This is a genomic window from Romboutsia lituseburensis, assembly GCF_024723825.1.
Taxonomy (GTDB): domain Bacteria; phylum Bacillota; class Clostridia; order Peptostreptococcales; family Peptostreptococcaceae; genus Romboutsia_F; species Romboutsia_F lituseburensis_A.
The window spans coordinates 3,086,704-3,107,219 of the sequence record NZ_JANQBQ010000001.1 but is presented as its reverse complement, the minus strand read 5'-3'; the positions used below and the strand labels follow the sequence as shown (position 1 = coordinate 3,107,219).

At 27.8% G+C, this 20,516-nt stretch carries 19 protein-coding genes and 1 other RNA gene; 7 read left to right on the top strand and 13 right to left on the bottom strand.

The window, feature by feature from the left end; all coding sequences use genetic code 11:
• The first annotated feature begins 44 nt into the window (after positions 1–44).
• Complete coding sequence (locus NWE74_RS15040; protein WP_258243792.1) at positions 45–1,475, top strand: amino acid permease; 1,431 nt, start codon at positions 45–47, stop codon at positions 1,473–1,475.
• Between the two features lie 58 nt (positions 1,476–1,533).
• On the opposite strand, the gene NWE74_RS15035 is transcribed toward NWE74_RS15040, so the two are convergent.
• The 3 genes from NWE74_RS15035 to NWE74_RS15025 form a co-directional block, all read right to left on the bottom strand.
• Entirely contained in the window at positions 1,534–2,409 is an 876-nt protein-coding gene (locus NWE74_RS15035) for a metallophosphoesterase (RefSeq protein WP_258243791.1), read from the bottom strand.
• A 204-nt stretch (positions 2,410–2,613) separates the two neighbouring features.
• Entirely contained in the window at positions 2,614–2,796 is a 183-nt protein-coding gene (locus NWE74_RS15030; protein ID WP_258243790.1) for a hypothetical protein, read from the bottom strand.
• 142 nt (positions 2,797–2,938) lie between these two features.
• Positions 2,939–3,670, bottom strand: a complete 732-nt coding sequence (locus NWE74_RS15025; RefSeq protein WP_258243789.1) for a hypothetical protein — start codon at positions 3,668–3,670, stop codon at positions 2,939–2,941.
• Between the two features lie 313 nt (positions 3,671–3,983).
• Here NWE74_RS15025 and NWE74_RS15020 point away from each other — a divergent pair, with 313 nt between their 5' ends.
• Positions 3,984–4,898 carry a selenium metabolism-associated LysR family transcriptional regulator gene (locus NWE74_RS15020; protein WP_258243788.1) on the top strand — a complete coding sequence of 305 codons (915 nt, stop codon included), beginning with the start codon at positions 3,984–3,986 and terminating at the stop codon, positions 4,896–4,898.
• A 23-nt stretch (positions 4,899–4,921) separates the two neighbouring features.
• Here the strand turns inward: NWE74_RS15020 and NWE74_RS15015 are convergent, their stop codons facing one another.
• Genes NWE74_RS15015 through NWE74_RS15005 form a run of 3 tightly spaced genes read right to left on the bottom strand, consistent with a single transcriptional unit; the run spans position 4,922 to position 8,102 of the window.
• The gene (locus NWE74_RS15015; protein WP_258243787.1) at positions 4,922–6,316 is read right to left on the bottom strand and encodes an aminopeptidase; all 1,395 of its coding nucleotides are present in this window, start codon (positions 6,314–6,316) and stop codon (positions 4,922–4,924) included.
• Positions 6,317–6,374: 58 nt separating this feature from the next.
• Positions 6,375–6,620, bottom strand: coding sequence for a DUF896 domain-containing protein (locus NWE74_RS15010; protein ID WP_258243786.1), 246 nt, complete (start codon positions 6,618–6,620; stop codon positions 6,375–6,377).
• A 60-nt stretch (positions 6,621–6,680) separates the two neighbouring features.
• Positions 6,681–8,102, bottom strand: coding sequence for a PLP-dependent aminotransferase family protein (locus NWE74_RS15005; RefSeq protein ID WP_258243785.1), 1,422 nt, complete (start codon positions 8,100–8,102; stop codon positions 6,681–6,683).
• Positions 8,103–8,210: 108 nt separating this feature from the next.
• Here NWE74_RS15005 and NWE74_RS15000 point away from each other — a divergent pair, with 108 nt between their 5' ends.
• From NWE74_RS15000 to NWE74_RS14990, 3 genes are read left to right on the top strand one after another with little or no spacing between them, the layout of a single operon-like run.
• Positions 8,211–9,005, top strand: a complete 795-nt coding sequence (locus tag NWE74_RS15000; RefSeq protein ID WP_258243784.1) for a histidinol-phosphatase HisJ family protein — start codon at positions 8,211–8,213, stop codon at positions 9,003–9,005.
• A gap of 50 nt (positions 9,006–9,055) precedes the next feature.
• On the top strand, positions 9,056–10,381 hold the full coding sequence (locus tag NWE74_RS14995) for a polysaccharide biosynthesis protein (protein WP_258243783.1): 1,326 nt from the start codon (positions 9,056–9,058) through the stop codon (positions 10,379–10,381).
• A 9-nt stretch (positions 10,382–10,390) separates the two neighbouring features.
• A complete protein-coding gene (locus tag NWE74_RS14990; protein ID WP_258243782.1) occupies positions 10,391–11,056 on the top strand; it encodes a hypothetical protein in 666 nt (221 codons plus the stop codon).
• A gap of 62 nt (positions 11,057–11,118) precedes the next feature.
• Here NWE74_RS14990 and NWE74_RS14985 read toward each other — a convergent pair whose 3' ends face one another.
• Positions 11,119–12,369: a hypothetical protein gene (locus tag NWE74_RS14985; protein ID WP_258243781.1), complete on the bottom strand. Its 1,251-nt coding sequence runs from the start codon at positions 12,367–12,369 to the stop codon at positions 11,119–11,121.
• Between the two features lie 184 nt (positions 12,370–12,553).
• On the opposite strand from NWE74_RS14985, the gene NWE74_RS14980 reads away from it, so the two are divergent.
• Complete coding sequence (locus NWE74_RS14980) at positions 12,554–13,570, top strand: hypothetical protein (RefSeq protein ID WP_258243780.1); 1,017 nt, start codon at positions 12,554–12,556, stop codon at positions 13,568–13,570.
• 71 nt (positions 13,571–13,641) lie between these two features.
• Here NWE74_RS14980 and ssrS read toward each other — a convergent pair.
• Together ssrS and NWE74_RS14970 are read right to left on the bottom strand one after the other, a co-directional pair.
• Positions 13,642–13,826: non-coding RNA, 6S RNA (gene ssrS, locus NWE74_RS14975), on the bottom strand.
• Between the two features lie 83 nt (positions 13,827–13,909).
• Positions 13,910–14,743 carry a hypothetical protein gene (locus NWE74_RS14970; RefSeq protein ID WP_258243779.1) on the bottom strand — a complete coding sequence of 278 codons (834 nt, stop codon included), beginning with the start codon at positions 14,741–14,743 and terminating at the stop codon, positions 13,910–13,912.
• A gap of 210 nt (positions 14,744–14,953) precedes the next feature.
• Here NWE74_RS14970 and NWE74_RS14965 point away from each other — a divergent pair, with 210 nt between their 5' ends.
• Positions 14,954–15,409 (top strand): hypothetical protein, encoded by a 456-nt coding sequence (locus NWE74_RS14965; protein ID WP_258243778.1) that lies wholly within the window; start codon positions 14,954–14,956, stop codon positions 15,407–15,409.
• Positions 15,410–15,496: 87 nt separating this feature from the next.
• On the opposite strand, the gene NWE74_RS14960 is transcribed toward NWE74_RS14965, so the two are convergent.
• From NWE74_RS14960 to NWE74_RS14945, 4 genes are all read right to left on the bottom strand, one after another.
• Complete coding sequence (locus NWE74_RS14960) at positions 15,497–16,141, bottom strand: cyclodeaminase/cyclohydrolase family protein (RefSeq protein ID WP_258243777.1); 645 nt, start codon at positions 16,139–16,141, stop codon at positions 15,497–15,499.
• 21 nt (positions 16,142–16,162) lie between these two features.
• Positions 16,163–17,434: an imidazolonepropionase gene (gene hutI / locus NWE74_RS14955; protein WP_258243776.1), complete on the bottom strand. Its 1,272-nt coding sequence runs from the start codon at positions 17,432–17,434 to the stop codon at positions 16,163–16,165.
• A 4-nt stretch (positions 17,435–17,438) separates the two neighbouring features.
• Positions 17,439–18,332 (bottom strand): glutamate formimidoyltransferase, encoded by an 894-nt coding sequence (ftcD, locus tag NWE74_RS14950; RefSeq protein WP_258243775.1) that lies wholly within the window; start codon positions 18,330–18,332, stop codon positions 17,439–17,441.
• A 130-nt stretch (positions 18,333–18,462) separates the two neighbouring features.
• Positions 18,463–20,502: a urocanate hydratase gene (locus tag NWE74_RS14945; RefSeq protein WP_258243774.1), complete on the bottom strand. Its 2,040-nt coding sequence runs from the start codon at positions 20,500–20,502 to the stop codon at positions 18,463–18,465.
• Positions 20,503–20,516 lie beyond the last annotated feature (14 nt).

Here is a 20,516-nt window from a genome sequence, read left to right as displayed (position 1 = left end):
TTAGTTACTTATTTATAATTGATACCATAAGGAGGAAAATTTAAATGAGTGAACAAAATCATGATTTAAAAAGATGTTTAAAAGCAAGACACTTAAATATGATTGCTTTAGGTGGATCTATAGGAACAGGTATATTTCTTGCTATGGGAGATACTCTTAATCAAGCAGGTCCAGGAGGTGCATTAGTAGCCTATGGCCTTATAGGTATAATGGTGTATTTTTTAATAACTAGTTTAGGTGAAATGGCAACATATATGCCTATATCCGGTTCATTTAGCTCATATGCTACAAAGTTCATAGACCCTGCACTAGGTTTCGCACTTGGATGGAATTACTGGTATAACTGGGCTATAACAATAGCCGCTGAAATGGTTGCAGGATCTTTAATAATGAAATATTGGTTTCCTAATATTCCTGGATTTTATTGGAGTATAATATTTTTATTTATAATTGTGAGTTTAAACTTTTTATCTGCAAAGGCGTATGGTGAGTCTGAATATTGGTTTGCAGGAATAAAAGTAGTTACTGTAATTATATTTTTAATAATAGGATTTTTAATGATTTTGGGTATAATGGGTTCAGACAATATAGGATTTCACAATTACTTTATAGATGACGGACCATTTCACAGCGGAATAAAGTCAATATTTGCTATTTTTTTAGTTGCAGGCTTTTCATTCCAAGGAACAGAACTTATTGGAGTTGCTGCTGGTGAAAGTGAAAATCCGGAAAAAACCATTCCAAAAGCAGTTAAATCTATATTTTGGAGAATATTAATCTTCTACCTAGGAACTATCATCGTTTTAGGTGCTATAATACCTTTTACTCAAGCAGGTGTTTCAGAAAGCCCATTTACTATGGTTTTTGAAAAAGCTGGAATTGCTGGAGCTGCATCTATTATGAATGCTATTATACTTACTTCTGTATTATCTGCTGGAAATTCTGGTATGTATGCCTCTACTAGAATGCTTTATTCAATGGCTACAGAAGGACTTGCTCCTAAGATTTTTGCAAAAACTAACAACAGAGGAGTCCCGGTAAATGCTCTTATTTTAACAACTTTAGTAGCCTCTGCTTGCTTCTTGACTGGGATATTTGCAGAGAGTACAGTTTATGTTTGGTTGGTTGCTGCATCTGGTCTAGCTGGCTTTATAGCTTGGGTCGGTATAGCTATTTGCCACTATAGATTTAGAAAAGCCTATATCCATCAAGGTCATGATTTAAAAGAATTAAAATTTAAAGCTAAATGGTATCCTTTTGGACCAATATTAGCACTTTTAATGTGTATTATAATTATTATAGGTCAAGGATATTCTTGTATAACACCAAGTGGAATTGATTGGAAGAATTTAATAGCTTCTTATATAGGTATCCCTTTATTTTTAGCCCTATATATTGGATATAAAATTAAACATAGAACTAAAGTCATTCCTTTGGATAAAGTAAATTTAGTTTATACCAAAGCTAATAAATAAATATTTAATTTAATAAGCTAAAAAGATTTAGTAAAAACTAAATCTTTTTAGCTTATTTTTATTTATTTTTTAAAGTTATTTGTACTATTTCAGGTTTACAATTTAATCTAACTAAAACCTTAGAACCCCCAAGCCCTTTGCTTAATAGCATGGTAGATGAATTTTCCTTATATTCTCCTAAGTCGTATTTAGGGAAAAATTCTCGGCTAGGCGAAAGTACTCCTCCTAAATAAGGTATTCTTATTATACCTCCATGCACGTGACCTGATAAAATTAAATCAGCTCCCCACTTAGAGTATTCTTCAAAGAAAAATGGATTATGTGCTAATAAAATATTATATTCATTATCATTAATTTTCCCTAGATTATCATTCATAAAGTTACTCCCTAAAGGTTTGTTTTTATTTTTATAGTTACTAAAAAAATATGGATAATACTCTAAAGGAACAACTAACCCATATAAATTTATATAGCTATCTCCCCTATTTATTGTGATTTTATCATTATCTAAATTAATTATTTTTTTATTATATAGTTGTTTAAAATAATCTTTATATAATTCTCTATGTTTTTTATTCAATGATTTTTGTTCATGGTTTCCTATAATATGATATATTGGATATTTTAAACTCAAGGCGTCTACTAAATCTAACGCTACTTTATAATTTTTATTTTCTCCTTCAACCAAATCACCTGTAATAAATATAGCATCTGGCTTTAAAGCATCTATTTTTTTTATTAATTTGTAATTATCTTTACCAAAACTTTTATTATGTAAGTCACTAATTTGAACTATTTTATAATTATGAAATTCTTTAGGTATTTTTTTATTTTTTATTTCATATTTATTGATTTCAATTGAATTAGTTTCGTATAAACATATTCCAGCGATGCCTAGTATTGCTGATCCTCCTAAAATTACTTTATCTAACATAAATATATCTCCTCTATATTATTTTGTCTTTACTATTATACCTTATATGATTTTTTATATCTTAAAAGTTAAATAATAATATTATTTTTTAGGTATAAACTTTTTCGACAAATTAAATTTATACTTATTCTAATTATTTTAATTTTTACTAAGTTAAAAATAAAAGCAGCTAAATTTAGCTGCTTTTATTTTTAAATGAATTTATTAATCCTCTTTTTTTACTTTATTATATAATTTTTCTGTTTTAGTTCTATTTGTACCACTATCTTTAGCACCTACATGTAATCCATCTTTTATTCCTAGCTCTGACCCATGTTCGAAGTACATTTTTCTCATCTCAGCTTTTGATTTTGGTCTGTCTTTTAGTCTATTCTTATTATTGTCCATCTTAATCTATGCCTCCTAGAAAAATTTATTCTCTAAGATTAATTTATCCAAAAAAATATTATTTATTACTCAAATAAATAACCTATGAATTTTTAAACAATATATTCTTAAACCAAAAAAGCTATAATTTTTAATTATAGCTTTAATAATTATACAAATACTTTTGAGCTAAATCCATTGTTTTGTCTTTATCTACAATATCAATTTTTTCAATTTTTCCATTATCTCCAAAAACAGTTAGTATTTTATTTATTTGACCACCATTATCAATTAATGCATATGCTTCCACGTATTGATTTCTAGATTTATCATACGCTTCTACATTATACATGCCATCTCCTACTACTTCATATAGTGAATCTATAGATTTACCTTCAAATTTACTAAAATCAATGCCTTCTACTTTACTTAACGGTAAATATGATGATTCATTATACTGATCTACTATTATATCTATATCATCACTTACGTTTTCTGACTTTATATCATTTTCAGAAAACTCATATGTCTGAACTTCTACAACTTTATCATCCTTTATTTCTATATATAAAGCACTACCTTCAAACTCATCTTCAGCTGTATACTTAGGATATATAAGTCTTAAGTTATCTGTTTCATCCATATTCTCTAAATTACTTACATTATCCATATCGATATAATATGTCGTGCAATATGGCTGTCCCATATTATTTATAACATATTCATAGTCTTTATCCATTATTTCATTGACATCATTTTGAACTTTTGTCATCATCCTTTGTTGAGTTGCTTCGTCTTCTATAGAAACATCTTCTTTAGCACTATTTTTATTACATCCCGTAACAAATATACTTAATACAACAATGCTAGTCATAAATGTCCTTTTTAAATCCATATTTACAGACCTCCTCCCGTTGATTTAAATATTTATATAATCTAAAGTACCATTCTTATTAAATAAAGATATTCCTTGCCTTATATAAATTATATACTATTTGTTATATCTTAATAATAAATAGGGCTATTTTGTAATATTTTTGTAATAGAATCTCTAGTTATTTCCCAATTATGTAAAATAATTACATATAGATAGTACTATTATATCAAATTATTATGTATTAATCAAAAACCTATATATCCTATTTACAGATATTTTAAATTTTATGTGTGATATAATACTTATATAATATCAAAGGGAGAGGGTAATAATGGACTTTAAACAACTTGAAGTTTTCGTTGCAGTTTCTAAGCATCAAAGTTTTTCTAAAGCTGCTAGAGAACTATTTTTAACACAGCCTACAGTTAGTTCTCATATTCAAAATTTAGAAAAAGAACTAGATACTATTTTAGTTAATAGAAATAATAAAAACATAACATTAACAAAATCAGGTGAGATACTTTATAATCACGCTATATATATATTGAATAATTGTAAAAAAGCAGTATATGATATAAAAGAATATGCAGGAAAAATAGAAGGTATAATAGACCTTGCTTGTAGTTCTATACCTGAAACTTACATACTTCCTAATTTTTTAAAAAGTTTTTCTTCTACTTATCCAGATGTTAAATTTAGCATTAGCCACTATGATTCTCAGTATGCTATATCAGAAATACTTAACGAAAGAGTAAGTTTTGGGCTTGTGGGATCTAAAATAAACAATACTCAAATTGAATATATGGACTTAATTGATGATGAATTAGTTCTAATTACTCCTTTTAATTTAGAGCTACCTAATATAAATGGTTCTATAGATATAAATGAATTAACAAACTTAAAGCTTATTATGAGAAAAGAAGGATCTGGAACTAGAAATTTAATCGTGAATACACTTAAACAAAATAATTTTTCAATTGATAAGTTAAGCATTTTAGCTCATGTAGAATCTAATGAGTCTATAAAAGAAATGGTACGATTAGGATTAGGAGTTTCATTTATATCATATGCTTCATGTATAGATTATTTAAACTCCAATAAAATAAGGTATTATAAAATAAATAATATAGAATTTAAAAGAAAGTTCTACTTTGTTTATTCTAAGAAGAAAATTTTTAATCCTTTAGAAGATAAATTTTTAACTAAATTATGTGAGTACTTTGAATTAGAAAAAAATAGACATTGATTAATCAATGTCTATTTTTAAAATTATATATTTAAATTAAAAAATGCTTTATATCCTTTATACATTTCATATATATCTACTTTTGAAACTATTTCATAAGGAGCGTGCATATTTAAAACTCCTACGCCACAATCTATAACTTCAGCACCAGAGTTAGCTAAAATATATGCGATTGTTCCACCGCCACCTTGATCTACCTTACCAAGTTCTGCTGTTTGCCATACTACATCAGCTTTATTGAATATCCTTCTTACTTCTGCCATAAATTCAGCATTTGCATCATTACATCCACTTTTACCCCTAACTCCTGTATATTTACTAAGTACAATTCCTTGACCCATATATGCAGAATTTCTCTTTTCATATACATCTGGATAGTTAGGATCATAACCTGCTGAAACATCAGCTGATAAAACTTTTGTATTTGCCATTGATCTTCTTACTTTTAGATCGCAATAATTTCCTTCTAAAGCAATAAGTTCAGCTACTGCGTTTTCAAAGAATTTTGATTGCATCCCTGTATTACCTTGTGATCCTACTTCTTCTTTATCTACACATAAAGCTACCGCACAATACTCTGGATTTTCAGTTTCTACTATAGCTTTTACTGCACCATAAGAACACACTCTATCATCATGACCATATGCTAGTACCATAGATCTGTCAAACCCTAAGTCACGAGCCTTTCCTGCTGGTACTATTTCTATTTCAGCACTTAGGAAATCTTCTTCTATCATTCCATACTTTTCATTTAACATTTTTAATATATTTTGTTCTATCGCTTCTTTTTCAACATCTTCTAATGGCATATGTCCTATAAGTAAGTTTAACCCTTCTCCTGTTATACCATCAGCTAGCTTCTTTTGCATTTGATCTCCTGCTAAGTGAACTAAAAGGTCTGTTATGCAAAATACTGGGTCAGAATCATCTTCTCCAATACAAATATCTACTTTTTTACCATCATTTAAAATAACTACTCCATGTATAGCAAGTGGCGTTGCTGTCCATTGGTATTTTTTTATACCACCATAGTAATGAGTTTTGAAAAATCCTAAATTAGCTTCTTGGTATAAAGGATTTGGTTTTAAATCAATTCTAGGAGCATCTATATGTCCTCCTACAATCCTCATCCCTTTTTCTAAGTTATTTTTACCCATTACAAATAAGGCAACTGCCTTATCTTTATTAACCGCATAAATTTTTTCTCCAGGGCTTATACTACCTTTTTCTATAGCATCTTCTATTGATATGTATCCATTTTGTTGAGCTATTTTTACTATTTCTCTTGCTGAAGTTCTTTCAGTTTTTCCATTATCTAAGAAAGTCATGTACTCTTTTGAATAAGCCATAACATTTTCTATTTTATTATTTTTTCTTTCTACTTCCCATGCATTTCTAAATTCATGTTTAAGTTCCATGTTACCCCTCCAAATTTTTTTTATTTTTATATTAAGTCAATATTATAAAAATTTTTTATTAATCTTTTTTTATTATTGGCTCTACAGGTTGTGCTTGAGGATTATTTTTCATATACTCATCATATTCTTCTTGAGAATGAACAACTTTAACATTGTCTAATCTTGATTTAAAATGAGCTCTAAAATGTTGTAAGTATTCTTTTCTTAATTCGTCTCTCTCTTTTAACTCCGCTTGTATTAATCCCTCACCCTTATTTTTTTTTGCTAGTTCATTTATTCTATCTAATTTTTTCTTATCAAACATTTTTAGTTCTACTTAAAATATACTAGTTATCTTAAGTAATCTCCTTTCTTATTTTTGCATTTAATAAAATAATTTATTACTTTTTATTTTTGCTATATTTTTATATTCTGTAAAAAATCCATCTAAATTATCACTTATTATAGATATTCCCTTTTCTAAATCTTGTATACTTGACTTTGCTATATTTATCCTAAAAAATCTATCATCAATTATATTATCAAAAAAATATGTACCAGGAAGAATTGACACTCCTTTATTTAACATAAAATCAGTAAAATCTTGTGATAAATATCCTCTAGGTAATTCTAAGAAAAAGTTAATACCACCATCACTATTTCTAACTTTCAATCTTCCTTCTAGTTTATCTTTTATTAATTTTTTTGTTAATATATACTTTTCTAAATATACATTTTCTACAGATTTTAGATATTCATTCCAATCAAAATATTTCATATAGTAATACATAGATTTTTGTATTAATCCTGGAGTAGATATATCTGAAGAATATTTTGCCCAAAGTACCTTTTTTAATAATTCATTAGGAACTTCTACCATACCGATTCTAAGACCAGGCATTAAAATTTTTGAAAAACTTTTTATATAAATGACTCTATTTTTATCATCATAACTTTTCAATGGTTTGTTATCAATTGATTCAAACTTAAAATCACTAATAAAATCATCTTCTACAATATAAAAATCATATTCTTCTGCTAATTCAATTAATTTTTTCTTTTTGTATGTAGAGTATGAAATTCCAGTTGGATTTTGAAAATTAGGCATTGTGTAAATTAACTTAGGTTTAACTTTATCTAACTTTAATTTAAGTATGCCTATATCTATTCCATCATCTAACATTGGTATTGATATTATTTTAGCTCCCCTACTTTTAAATACTTGTATCGCTCCATTATAAGTAGGCTCTTCTACAAATACTACATCTGAGTAGTTTATAAGACCTTTACAAACAATGTCTATACCCTGTTGAGCCCCTGATATTATTTGAATGTTATCTTTAGTCGTACTTATTTCTTTTTCTTTTAAGTAGTCAACTAACTTTTCCCTTAAATCATCAAATCCTAAACCTTCATCATATTCAAATATAGAGCTTCCTTCATTGGTAAGGGCCATATTAACAGCACTTTTAAAATCTTCTATTGGAAACATATCTGTTGACGGATTTCCACTATCAAAATGAATTAGCCCTTCTTTTTTTATTACTTTAGCTTCCTTTTCACTATTCATAGGCGATACAAAGGTCCCACTACCAACTGTTTTATATACATACCTTTCTTTTTCTAAAAGTTCATATACTTTAACTATAGTAGTATTATTAACTCCTATTAACTGAGATAACTTCCTTATTGGAGGAAGCTTTTCATGTTCAATTATCTTTTTTTCAATAATCATATTTTTTATATGATTATAAATTTGTAAATATTTTGCAGTATCTTTTTCTAATTCTATATTGTATTTTTCCATTTTATCACCACTTGTATTTTTCATTAATTCCTTGATGGTTATATTTATATTTGCTAATATGTAGTATGTATATATAATACCAAAATTTAATAAAAAGGGGAAATATTTATGTTTTATGACTATCACATGCACTCTAGTTTCTCTAATGACAGCAAAACTGATATGGAGGACATGATTAAAAGATCTATTGAACTAGGATTAAAAGAAATTTGTTTTACAGATCATGTTGATTATGATCTTGATACTGATTTTGATTGGGGAATTGACTATGGTAAATACTTTGAAAGATTAAATTTTTTACAAGATAAATATAATGATAAGATCTCTATAAAAAAGGGAATTGAACTTGGACTACAAAAACAAATTACTAAAAAATGTAGTGAGGATGCATGTAAATATCCTTTTGACTTTATAATATGTTCAATCCATGCTATAAACAAATTAGATTTATATTTTGGTGAATTTTTTAAAAATAAAACTCAGCATGAAGCCTATGAGGCTTATTTTAAAGAACTTTATACAGTTGTTAAAAATTATAAAGACTACTCAGTTTTAGGTCATCTTGATCTAATTAAACGTTATGGTAATTATGAAAATTTATTAGATGATAGCTTATTTTCAGATATAATAGAAGCTATCTTAAAACAAGTAATTTATGATGGTAAAGGTATAGAAGTAAATACGTCTTGTTATAGATATAATTTATCTGATTTAACACCATCTAGAAATATTATATCTCTATACAAAGATTTAGGCGGAGAAATAATAACTACAGGATCAGATTCTCATAATCCATCTCAAGTAGCTTATCAATTTAACTATATATATACATATTTAAAAAAATCTGGATTTAAATATGTATCAACATTTAATAAAATGAAACCCGAATTTAAAAAGATATAATTATTTTTTCACCCCCTTATGAATATATTTAAACATAAGGGGGTGATTTATTGAGGGTTCCCAACCTTATATTTTCTACAATAGTACTTTTTTTATCAAACTTAATAGTTAGAGTTCTTGGGTTTTTATACAAAATATTTTTATCAAGAGTTATAGGTGATACAGGACTTGGAATTTATCATATTCTTTTTAATTTTTTAATGATATGTCTTGCTTTTACTACAACAGGAATTCCTACTACCCTTAGTTGTCTTGTTGCAAATAAAAAAGCCTTAAACGATAAACATAGTAGTAATGTTTTATTTATTTCTACCTTATATGTTGCGTTTTTCATCTCTTTAGTTGTATCATTATTTATTTCATTAAATTCAAAATTTATAGCATTTAAATTACTGCATGATTCTGATTTAAATCTATTTGTTTTGGCTATATGCCCTGCTATAGTAGTTATAACACTATCTAATATTTTAAGAGGGTACTACTACGGATTAAAGGATGTTTGCGTACCTGCTATAGGTCAAGTATTAGAACAATTAACTAGAATTATTTTTGTATATTTAATAATTATGTATTTAAATGATAAGTCACAAAACTGTTATATTGCACTTTTAGGAATTTCAATTGGAGAAACAATAAATATACTCTTTATAGTAACTTGTTTATATAAAAACTCTAACTTATTTAATAAATACACTATAAATTTAAGAGATTTTTATAATGCATCTTTGGAGACATTGAAAATGTCTATACCTATAACTTGTAATAAAATGTCAAATATATTGTTACATTCTCTAAGCTCATTGATTGTGCCTTCAAGATTAGTTTTATCTGGAATTAGCTATTCACAGTCTTTAAGCATGTATGGAATTATAAGCGGTATGGTAATGCCTTTTATTTATTTACCTTTTACCCTTGGTTCTGCTTTGGTTGTTAATTTAATCCCTAGCATCTCTCAAGAGATATCTTTAGGAAAATATAAAAGTATTATAAAAAAGATAAACTATGCCTTAGCACTTACATTATTTGTTGGAATTATATCATCAATATTTTTTTATATTTGTGGAGAAAAACTTTGCTTAATTATATTTGATAATGTTTTAGCTGGCACTTACTTGAAGGCTATGTTTTTAGTTCCTTTATTTATGTCATTGAATCAGACTTTATCTGGAATCTTACATTCTATAAGAAAAGAGGTTGCATCAAGTATTATAACTATTATTAGTATGTTTATACAACTAATAGCTTTGTATGTTTTACTACCTATGCCAGATTTAAATATTTATGCTTATATTTATACAATGACTATAGTTTCATTTTTTACGTGTTTATTACATATTATAGTTCTTATTAGAACATTAAAAAAATTTAAACATTAGGAGGCTAAAATGAATAATAATAAAGATATAAAACCATTTTATATATATGCAGATAGAAATTCTCTTTATATAAAAAATATAAATGAACAAACTGAAAAATTAGCAAATAATATACATACTTATTGTGCTAATTTTGATGATAATCAAAGTATTCACATTTGTGCTTTAGATGTTAAAGGAAAATTATCTCATTTTATTAATGTAAATGGAGTATGGAAAAGAAAAATGATTTGCAAAGTTTTTAATAATCTAAAAAATATTAAAGATATGAGACTATACATAATCAATGGTTTATTAAATATATTTGTAGTTGAAAATTATGCTATTTCAGATAATCTTTATAAAGTTTCTCACTTTAATTTTTCTCCATTAAATTATAAAGTCTCTAAATATTCTATTAATAATATTTGTAAAGAGGATGAGTATATTTACAAATTAAATATTGATGAAACTTCAAATATTATATTTGAATACAATAAATTTAATCCTTCTACTAGAAGTATATTAAATGAATTAATAGTCTTTGACACAAGTTGTAATAAGTGGATATTAAGTAATAAATTTTCGCGTAGATCTACTCTTGAGAACTCTAACAATGAAATATTTGAGTCTTTCCGCAATAATATAAAAGATGATATTTTCGAATATTGTTACAGCATAAAATATAAATTTTAGTATCTATCATAAAAATAAGAAGGCTATCAATTGATAGCCTTCTTATTAATTGTAAAATTAAACTAACGGCTGCATCCGCATCCATTATTGTTATTGTTATTGTCTTTTGCTCCTGGACAAGTAGTGAAATCACAAACTTTATTGAATGTATCTACTATTCTAGGTCTTATAGCATTAGGTGCTCCTAAAACAACTATTTGCTCACTTATTAATGTACTAACTGTACATTGTAAGCATAATATTAGGTCTATTCCATTTGGCACACATAAATCATAATAACATTCACATCCATCATGATCTACAAATTTTAATAATGCTTTTCCTATACAATCTACAGTTAAGTTAGTTTGATAATCTTGTCTTAAAGTTACTCCTCTACCATCTGATGGTAAACAAATTGGTGCAGATAATGTGTTGTATATAAATTCTACATCACAACATCTTTTTATTTGTCCACCCATTCCTCTTACAGCTGGATATGCAAATGCCACAAATTTAGTACATCCACATCTTCCTCTTAATTCTAGTACTAAATCTTCTACAGTTACATTTAATCCTCTTTGTTTATATACTACACTAGTTCCTTTTCCTTTTTTACAGCATTCAGAATTTTTTTCTCCACAAACTACATATTCAAAATTAGTTTCACATGGTTTTCCAACTACTGGTTCTAAAGCTTGTATATCATAGTCTTCTAATGTTGTAACGCCTGCATCTATTACTATTCCACTGTAATTCATACATACTTTATCTATAGTTACATTTACCTGACTTGATCTTGGTATTGGACCATTTACTTCTACTACATCATAATCAAATACTAAAGCTTCTCCATTTTGAGCTACTGCATCTGTAAATGTTTGGAATGCCATAGTATCAAAAACTCTATTAGCTTCTATTGCATATGGTACACTGTTTGCAGGTGAGAAGTTTGGTGATGATATAGGATTACAGCATCCTGATCCACATTGGCTAACATTATCTATGCATTCTTTTGCTTCTGGCTCACATTGTTCACATTGTTGATGTGGCTTTTTACAAACACATACACAATCAAATTCTTCTGTATTTGAATTACATCCACAACCATGGTTGCAGTTGTTGTTACATTGATTATTACAAGAGTTATTGCAAGAATTATTGCAAGAGTTATTACAATTATGATCATGTTTTGGTTTACTGTTGCATCCTCTATTTAATTCTTCTTTTACTTCTTGTTCTTTTATCACGTTAACATCTTCGTTTAATTTGTTTTGCATTTGAACCATTTGTTGGTTCATTACTCTTTTTTTACTTCTTTTTAAGTCTTGCATAATTTGAGTCCTCCCCTTAAATGAATAATTATTATAAATGTCTCGGCTTTTTTGTAGCCTAATTAATATTATGCATTTTTATTGATATTTGTTACTTAAGTTGTACTTTAGTTTATATAATATTGAATAAATATTTTTTGTTGATAATATACATTTACTATAAACAATTTTTAAGGAGGTACATATGAGCTTTTATAATAACAGTTCTACAATAATTAGACGATCTAATAAAGATATATTTAGTATTTATTGTGATGATAAAGATCAAAAACTAATTTGTAATTGCTTTGGTCAAAACTATAATTTTTATAATTCTATTACTATATTAAATAATTTCATAGATTTTACGAACTATTCAGCATCTCTTGGAACAGATGATATTATATATGGGATTTATAAAGATAACGGTTTAAATTACTTTGAAATTTCTAATGATAACACACTTTCTCTTAATGAAATCTTTACTTTTAATAATGAAAAATTTGATTTGTTATTTCCTTACATAAAAAAAATTGATGATAATCTTCACTTATTTTATTATGTTTTCAATAATGATACACCAGGCATGTGCGCTTTATTTCATCACCATAAAAAAAATGGTATTTGGACAGAAAATAAAATTGACTTTATATCACATTCTATTCTAAACAATTATTGTATATCATGGGTTAATAATTCTCCAGTTATATTCTATTTTAATATAGTAGATGGATATGAGGAGATATTTTTATGCAGATTTAATTATAATTCCTTAACATGGTCCAATCCTTTACAAATAACTAATTCTAAAAAAAATAAGGTATATTTATCAATTTTAAAAGACACTATGAACTTTTATCACTTAACTTTTTGTGAAACTGAAAACAGTGCTTATTCAGTTAAATATATAAATGGTTATTTAATGGATGATTGTCTAGATATACGCAGTGTTAAAAATATATCAAGTCCTTGTGCATGTATGTATCCTAATTTAATAAAACATAAATCTAATCTTTATTTAATGTGGGTTGAATATAATAGACTTAAAACTTGTTCTTCTAGTGACTTAGGTAGCTCATGGACAGATCAAATAACAGATGAATTTAGTGTTGAGGAAGATTTCATAAAAGCCACATTTATTTCAAATTATAAAGAAGACTTGCTATATGATTCTACATCAGTTTTTACTATAGCCAATGATATTGCACTTTTAGGATTTTAGATTAAATTAAAATTTCAAATATTATAAAATAAAAAAGTGTTGCTAAAGTAGCAACACTAATTTTTTTAAAAGAAAATCCCGAAACACCGGTGGCTCAATAAATTCAGACCCGAGATACTCCCAGGTGGGTGACCTGCTAATAACTTTTAACTTCCTATAAGAATATACAGGCATGTTATCTGCTATTAGACTCAGTCTCCCGAACAACATTTGTCGGTTGAATTTAAATAAGCCGTGTCGTATGTTTCAGGATTTCATATTTTTATTATATAACAAATTCAAGTATTTTTAAAGTGGTTTTATATACTAATTACTATAATTTTATGACTTTTTTCAACATTAATCCTTAGGTTTTTCTATGTAGTCTATATTTTCATCATCTTCGTATTCATATTTATCCTCAAAATCTTCAAAATCATCATCTTCTTCATACTCTTCATATTCGTATTCATCATCTTCATTATCATCTTCGGTTCTTAATAAACTTCCTAATAATTTTAAATTATTCATACTTCCTAAGTTATTAATATTAGCTAACGAACTTATACTAAATCCACCTTCTCCAAAATCATCAGGTAAAAATAATTCTGCAAATAAATCTATTTTCTTTTTCATATCAATTGCCTTTTCAATTGATTCTTTTCTCTTTTCTGGAAATACTTCTATGATTTCTTTTATCATCATATTTTTTTTATCTTCTTCTTCCATACTTCTAAAAAAGTTTGTTTCCTCTTCCTCCACATTTTCTATACTACTAAGCTTCTTAATGCCTCTAACTAAATCTAATAAACTTTCTACCTTTACTAAAATTTTTTTTTCATCTCTTGACATATATTTTTTAGTTCTTGTTATAATTTCCATTCCACGTTCTAGATCTTCATCACTTAATTCCATCAGTTTCATGCCTTTATTTATGTCATTCATATTAAATCCAAACATATTATCACTTCTTTTAGTAGTCTCCCTTTTCTTTTTTACTTTTCTGTTAACGTTAGATTTTTCACTACTTTCAATTTTAGGTTTTGTTTTTTTCTGTTGTAAATTTCGCTTTGGTTTTGGTGAGACTTTCTTTGCTTTTGATTTATTTTTATTATCAAATAACGGTAAATCTGCCAATGATATATTTCCGTTACTTAATGCTATCATTCCAAGTATTAATAGTATATTATTCAATTTTCGTCACCCCTTAAAATATACTCTCCCTCATATATAAAGTATGTTTTATTTGCTATTAATGTTACTTTTTTTTATACACTTTGCATATACATTATCTATAAGAAAATTTATTTTTTATCAATAAATATCTTTCACAATTTATAGATTATTCCTATATATAAATAATATGAGGTAAGTTCAATATATATTATAGAAAGGGGCATTTTTATGAAAAAACTAAACACTGATGCTTTAGAGAAAATGGCAAAGGAGAAAAATATAGATAAAGATAAAATAGAAAATATAGCTAATAGCTATAAAGGAAAATCTGAAAATGAACTTATGGATGAGTTGGTAAAAATAGGCCAAAACTTAAAGGGCAGAGAAGAAGTTGTGTCTAAATTCAAGGCATTTTTAGATGATGATCAAAGAAAAAAACTAGATGTTATAATGAACAAAATCTCTGAGGCAGAAGTTCAAAACAAAATAGATAATAAAAAATCTAAACAAAAAAAATCTTCACATAAGCCTTCAAAGGATACAAATCAACAAGACAAAGCTACTAAAAAATCTTCACATGGTAAAAATAATAATTACTCACCTGAAGCTCACCAAGACTCTCCACATAGTAGCAAAAAAGTAAAAAAAGTTGTTAAAAAAGTAAAAAGAGGTTCTGATAAATAATTTTTTTATTACGTAAGATATCTCAATTTATTTTATAATAAAAAATGCCTTAAAGTAGCTTCTATTACTTTAAGGCATTTACATATTTTAGACTTCTAATTTAGCATGTACTTCATCTATTATCTTGTCTTTTATTCGTTTTGCTTTATTTAAAATTTCCTTACAACTTTCACTGTAACTATCATGTATTTCTTTATTTTCAATGCCCATTAAATTAACTTTTACATTTAGTATGGCTCCCTCTAATCCTGTATATAACATTAAAGTACCTACTCCAATATCTGTTATTGCATTTTGATTTCCATTATCAACCACAAAGTCTAATAATTCTAGTGCTTTAAGAGATAATTTAGCTGTTTTAAATGGAACATCAATCGAAAATAATGTAGCATCTTGAATAGCATTTTTTCTAGCTTTCTTTTCTGCTTCAGTTTCTTTAGGCATTTTCATAGCTTTCATAACTTCGTTAAAAGATTCTGTATCTTTATCTATTAATACAACTAACTCTTGTCTTATATCTGCTAATTTATTAAATCTATTTACAAACTCTTGTCTTGTAGATTCATCTAACCCTTCATATTTTTTCTTTCCAAAACTTAAGTGTGCCATCATCCTCGCTAATCCTACGCCTATGTTACTAGCAAGAGCTGCAACTGATCCACCTCCTGGAGCAGGTGAATTAGAATCTACTTCATCAGAAAATTCAATTATACTCATATCAACCAACTTCATATCATATCCCCCTTTAAATTTTTAATTATTATAAGTAATATGTTTATTATCCACGACTAACATTCCATTTTTATAAACTTGATTAACATGGTTTATTCCAAAATGATACATTAAGTATTCTACATTAGGAGCGTCAAATACTACAAAATCAGCTTTTTTACCAACTTCAATTGATCCTACTTCATTTTGTCTATCTATACAGTAGGCTGCATTAATTGTAACCGCATTTAAAACTTCATATGGAGTCATTTTTAATCCTAAGCAACCTAATTGCATTACAAATTGTAGGTTTTCACTAGGACAGCTTCCTGGGTTGTAATCACTAGACAATGAAACACCAACATTTAAATCTATCATCTTTCTTGCATTTGCATATGCTTTATTTAAATTGAAAGATGTACCTGGAAGTATATTTGCTATAACATTATTTTTTGCCATCATTTTTAGCCCATCTTCACTTGCTGCCATTAAATGATCCGCTGATGTGCATTGTAATTTAGCTGCTAATTCAGCTCCCCCTAAAGATACTATTTCATCTGCATGTATTTTTAATTTATAACCTATTTCTTTTGCTTTTGAAAGTATATACTCAGTTTCGTCTATTGTAAATACACCTTCTTCACAGAATACATCACAAAATTCAGCTAAACCTAGTTCTTTAACTTTAGGCATCATTTTATTTACAACTTCATCTATAAATGGCTTATGATTAGTTTTATATTCTACAGGTACTGCATGAGCACCTAGAAAAGTATGTACTAAATCAATAGGGTGCTCTTTACCTAGCTTATTAGATACTTTAAGTTGTTTTAACTCTGTTTCTAATTCTAGTCCATATCCACTTTTTGACTCAGCTGTTGTTACACCTAACTCTAGCATTCTATCCAAACTTTTTTTTGCTTTGTCATAAAGCTGTTGTTCTGTAGCATTTTTAGTTGCATTTACAGTGCTTAGTATTCCTCCTCCTTCATTAAGGATTTCTATATAAGGAACGCCAGCTAATTTTTTAGAGAATTCATTTTCTCTAGATCCACCATGCACTAAGTGAGTATGTGAATCGATAAGTCCTGGTGTAACTAAAAGACCCTTTGCATCTTCTATTTTTGTATAATTATTTGCTATTGATTTATAACTATCCTCTAACCCTATCTCAATTACTTTTCCATCTCTTATAGCTATATATGCATTTTCAACTATTTCAAGTTCGTTCATTTCTTTTCCAACTTTAGGTCTGCCTAAATCTTTACATGTAACTAATTTCCCTATATTTTTTATAATTAGATCTACTCTCATAATTTTACTCCATTAAACTAGTCTCTAAAACTTTTCCTAAATCAAAGTTTTCTAGACCTAAATAATAAGATGCTACATCTATTAGAGCTTCCATTGGGCAAAGTCCTACTACTTCACTACCTGTAACATTTACTCCATATCTTCTAGCTTCCATCTTAACAGCTTCAAAAGCTCTATACATACTTGTTTTTGTGTAGTCTGTTAAGTTCATAGTAACTTGAGTTATTTTTCTTTCTGGAATTTCAACAGGACCAGCTTTTATAAATCTATATCCTCCACTTGAGTGTCTTATAGTCTTTGCTATATTGCTAGCTATATTTATATCTTGTGTATCTAAATTTATATTGTATGCTATTAAAGGCCTTCTTGCCCCTATCGCTATAGCACCAGCAGTTGGATGTTTCTTAGCTTCTCCAAAATCAGGTGCCCAATTTGGATCTTCAAACTTTTTATCAAGTCCTTCATATTCACCTTTTCTAACTGTTGCTAGATTTTCTCTTTCTGGTTTACTCGCTGCTTTTTCATATAAAAATACTGGTATATTATACTTTTTAGATACTTCTTGTCCTAATTCTTTTGCTATTTGTACAGCATCATCCATTGTCATTCCCTTTATAGGAATAAATGGGCATACATCCGTAGCTCCAAATCTAGAGTGTTGTCCTTCATGGACATTCATGTCTATAACATCCATAGCTACTCCTATAGCTTCTAATACTGCATTTTTAACTTTTTCAGGTTCTCCTATTACTGTTACTACTAGTCTATTATAATTTGGATCTGGTTCATAATTTAATAATTTTACACCTTCTTTACCTCTTAAAGGACTTACTATTTTCTCTACCTTTTCTAAATCTCTACCTTCACTAAAATTAGGTACACATTGTACTATTGCCATATTTAGCCCCCCTATCAAATACTATTAGTTGTTAAAATTTTATAAATAAAAGTTTAATAAAACTTTATAAGCTTTTAATATTTTATTATTAGGTTGAATTATTTTTTTAATTCAACCTAATATGTCTACTTTATATCATATTGTTTTCTATTACTTCATTTATTAAATCATCATTTACTATATATGGAAGAGTTATATGATCTTTTCCTTCACACATTTTGTTATATTCTATAACAGTAGTTATAGAGTTTTCATTTCTAGCCCATGCACGTCTAGCAACGCCACTCATAACATCCCAAGGCATAGATGTTCTTAGTATATCATCTACTCTTTGAGACCCATCAAGAACCATACCAAATCCACCATTTATAGATTTACCTATACCTACACCTCCACCATTATGAAGTGCAACTAAGCTCATTCCTCTTGCACAGTTTCCTGCAAAACAGTGTGTAGCCATATCTGCCATTATATTACTTCCATCTTTTATATTAGACGTTTCTCTAAAAGGAGAGTCAGTTCCTGATACATCATGATGATCTCTTCCTAACATTACTGGTCCTATTTCACCTTTTCTTACCATCTCATTAAATTTAAGAGCTATATTAGTTCTTCCCATAGCATCTTGATAAAGTATTCTAGCTTGAGTTCCCACTACTAGTGCATTTTTCTTAGCATCTCTTATCCAAGCCCAGTTATCTCTATCTTGATATCTTCTATTAGGATCTATAATATCCATTGCTGCTTTATCTGTTTTTTCTAAATCCTCTTCTTTGCCTGATAAACAAACCCATCTAAACGGTCCATATCCATAGTCAAATAATTGAGGTCCTAAAATATCTTCAACATATGATGGGAATATAAATCCATCTTTTTCATCAACTTTATTTTTTGATATTTCCATGCAACCTGCATCATATACAGCTTTCATAAAACTATTTCCGTAATCAAAGAAATACACACCTTTATCATGTAATTCTTTGATTAAGTCAAAGTGTTTTATAAGAGTTTTGTCTACTAGTTTTACAAATTCATCTTTATCCTCAGCTAGTAATCTTGTTCTTTCTTCAAAAGTTACACCTTGTGGGCAATATCCACCATCATATACTGCATGGCAAGATGTTTGGTCTGAAAGTAGATCTATATGTATGTTATTTTTAACTGCATATTCTAATAAATCTACTATGTTACCATGATAAGCAATTGCACATGCTTTTTTATTTTCCATATTTTCTTTAGCTATTTCAAATGCCTCTTTGCAAGTTTTTGCAACTTTACTAACCCATCCTTGAGTAAATCTAGTTTCTATTCTAGAATAATCAACTTCAGCAATTATACCTACTCCACCAGCTATTTCAACTGCCTTTCCTTGTGCTCCACTCATTCCTCCTAAGCCCGAAGTTACAAATAACTTACCTGCTAAATCTGAATGTTGGTCTATTCCAAGCATTAACCTTCCTGCATTTAAAAGTGTTGAATATGTTCCATGAACAATTCCTTGAGGACCAATATACATCCATCCTCCAGCTGTCATTTGACCATAATTAGAAACCCCTATTGCAGCTGCTCTTTTCCATTCTTCTTGATTATCAAATAATCCTACCATAAGACCATTAGTTAATATTACTCTTGGTGCATCTGGCTTAGATTTAAATACTCCAACAGGATGGCCTGATTGTAATACTAAAGTTTGATCTTGAGTTAAAACTTTTAAATATTCTTTTACTACTAAATATTGCATCCAGTTTTGAAATACTTGCCCTGTTTCTCCGTAAGTTACTAACTCATATGGGTATAATGCTATATCAAAATCTAAGTTATTATCTATCATGACTTGAAATGCTTTTCCTTCGATGCATTTACCTTCATATTCCTCTATAGATTTACCATTTAAACTTCCTTCTGGTCTAAATCTATATCCGTAAATTCTTCCCATAGTCATTAATTCATTTAAAAATTCAGGTGCTAGCTCTTCATGATATTGCTCTGGTATATATCTTAATGCATTTCTTAGAGCTAATTTAATATCGCTTTGAGATAATTTTGCTTCTCTTTTAGGAGCTCTTCTTATTCCTTCTATAAAGCTTGGTATTTCCTTTGGAATATTATTTATTTTTATGCTCATTGCATCTTGTATTTCTCTGTTCAAATTATTTAGTACCTTTTCCATCTCTAATTCCCCCC

What these genes read in the sequence shown, in the direction of transcription:
- NWE74_RS15040 (WP_258243792.1), top strand. Translation starts at nt 45, where the DNA reads ATGAGTGAACAAAATCATGATTTAAAAAGATGTTTAAAAGCAAGACAC.
- NWE74_RS15035 (WP_258243791.1), bottom strand. Translation starts at nt 2,409, where the DNA reads ATGTTAGATAAAGTAATTTTAGGAGGATCAGCAATACTAGGCATCGCT.
- NWE74_RS15030 (WP_258243790.1), bottom strand. Translation starts at nt 2,796, where the DNA reads ATGGACAATAATAAGAATAGACTAAAAGACAGACCAAAATCAAAAGCT.
- NWE74_RS15025 (WP_258243789.1), bottom strand. Translation starts at nt 3,670, where the DNA reads ATGGATTTAAAAAGGACATTTATGACTAGCATTGTTGTATTAAGTATA.
- NWE74_RS15020 (WP_258243788.1), top strand. Translation starts at nt 3,984, where the DNA reads ATGGACTTTAAACAACTTGAAGTTTTCGTTGCAGTTTCTAAGCATCAA.
- NWE74_RS15015 (WP_258243787.1), bottom strand. Translation starts at nt 6,316, where the DNA reads ATGGAACTTAAACATGAATTTAGAAATGCATGGGAAGTAGAAAGAAAA.
- NWE74_RS15010 (WP_258243786.1), bottom strand. Translation starts at nt 6,620, where the DNA reads ATGTTTGATAAGAAAAAATTAGATAGAATAAATGAACTAGCAAAAAAA.
- NWE74_RS15005 (WP_258243785.1), bottom strand. Translation starts at nt 8,102, where the DNA reads ATGGAAAAATACAATATAGAATTAGAAAAAGATACTGCAAAATATTTA.
- NWE74_RS15000 (WP_258243784.1), top strand. Translation starts at nt 8,211, where the DNA reads ATGTTTTATGACTATCACATGCACTCTAGTTTCTCTAATGACAGCAAA.
- NWE74_RS14990 (WP_258243782.1), top strand. Translation starts at nt 10,391, where the DNA reads ATGAATAATAATAAAGATATAAAACCATTTTATATATATGCAGATAGA.
- NWE74_RS14985 (WP_258243781.1), bottom strand. Translation starts at nt 12,369, where the DNA reads ATGCAAGACTTAAAAAGAAGTAAAAAAAGAGTAATGAACCAACAAATG.
- NWE74_RS14980 (WP_258243780.1), top strand. Translation starts at nt 12,554, where the DNA reads ATGAGCTTTTATAATAACAGTTCTACAATAATTAGACGATCTAATAAA.
- NWE74_RS14965 (WP_258243778.1), top strand. Translation starts at nt 14,954, where the DNA reads ATGAAAAAACTAAACACTGATGCTTTAGAGAAAATGGCAAAGGAGAAA.
- NWE74_RS14960 (WP_258243777.1), bottom strand. Translation starts at nt 16,141, where the DNA reads ATGAAGTTGGTTGATATGAGTATAATTGAATTTTCTGATGAAGTAGAT.
- hutI (WP_258243776.1), bottom strand. Translation starts at nt 17,434, where the DNA reads ATGAGAGTAGATCTAATTATAAAAAATATAGGGAAATTAGTTACATGT.
- ftcD (WP_258243775.1), bottom strand. Translation starts at nt 18,332, where the DNA reads ATGGCAATAGTACAATGTGTACCTAATTTTAGTGAAGGTAGAGATTTA.
- NWE74_RS14945 (WP_258243774.1), bottom strand. Translation starts at nt 20,502, where the DNA reads ATGGAAAAGGTACTAAATAATTTGAACAGAGAAATACAAGATGCAATG.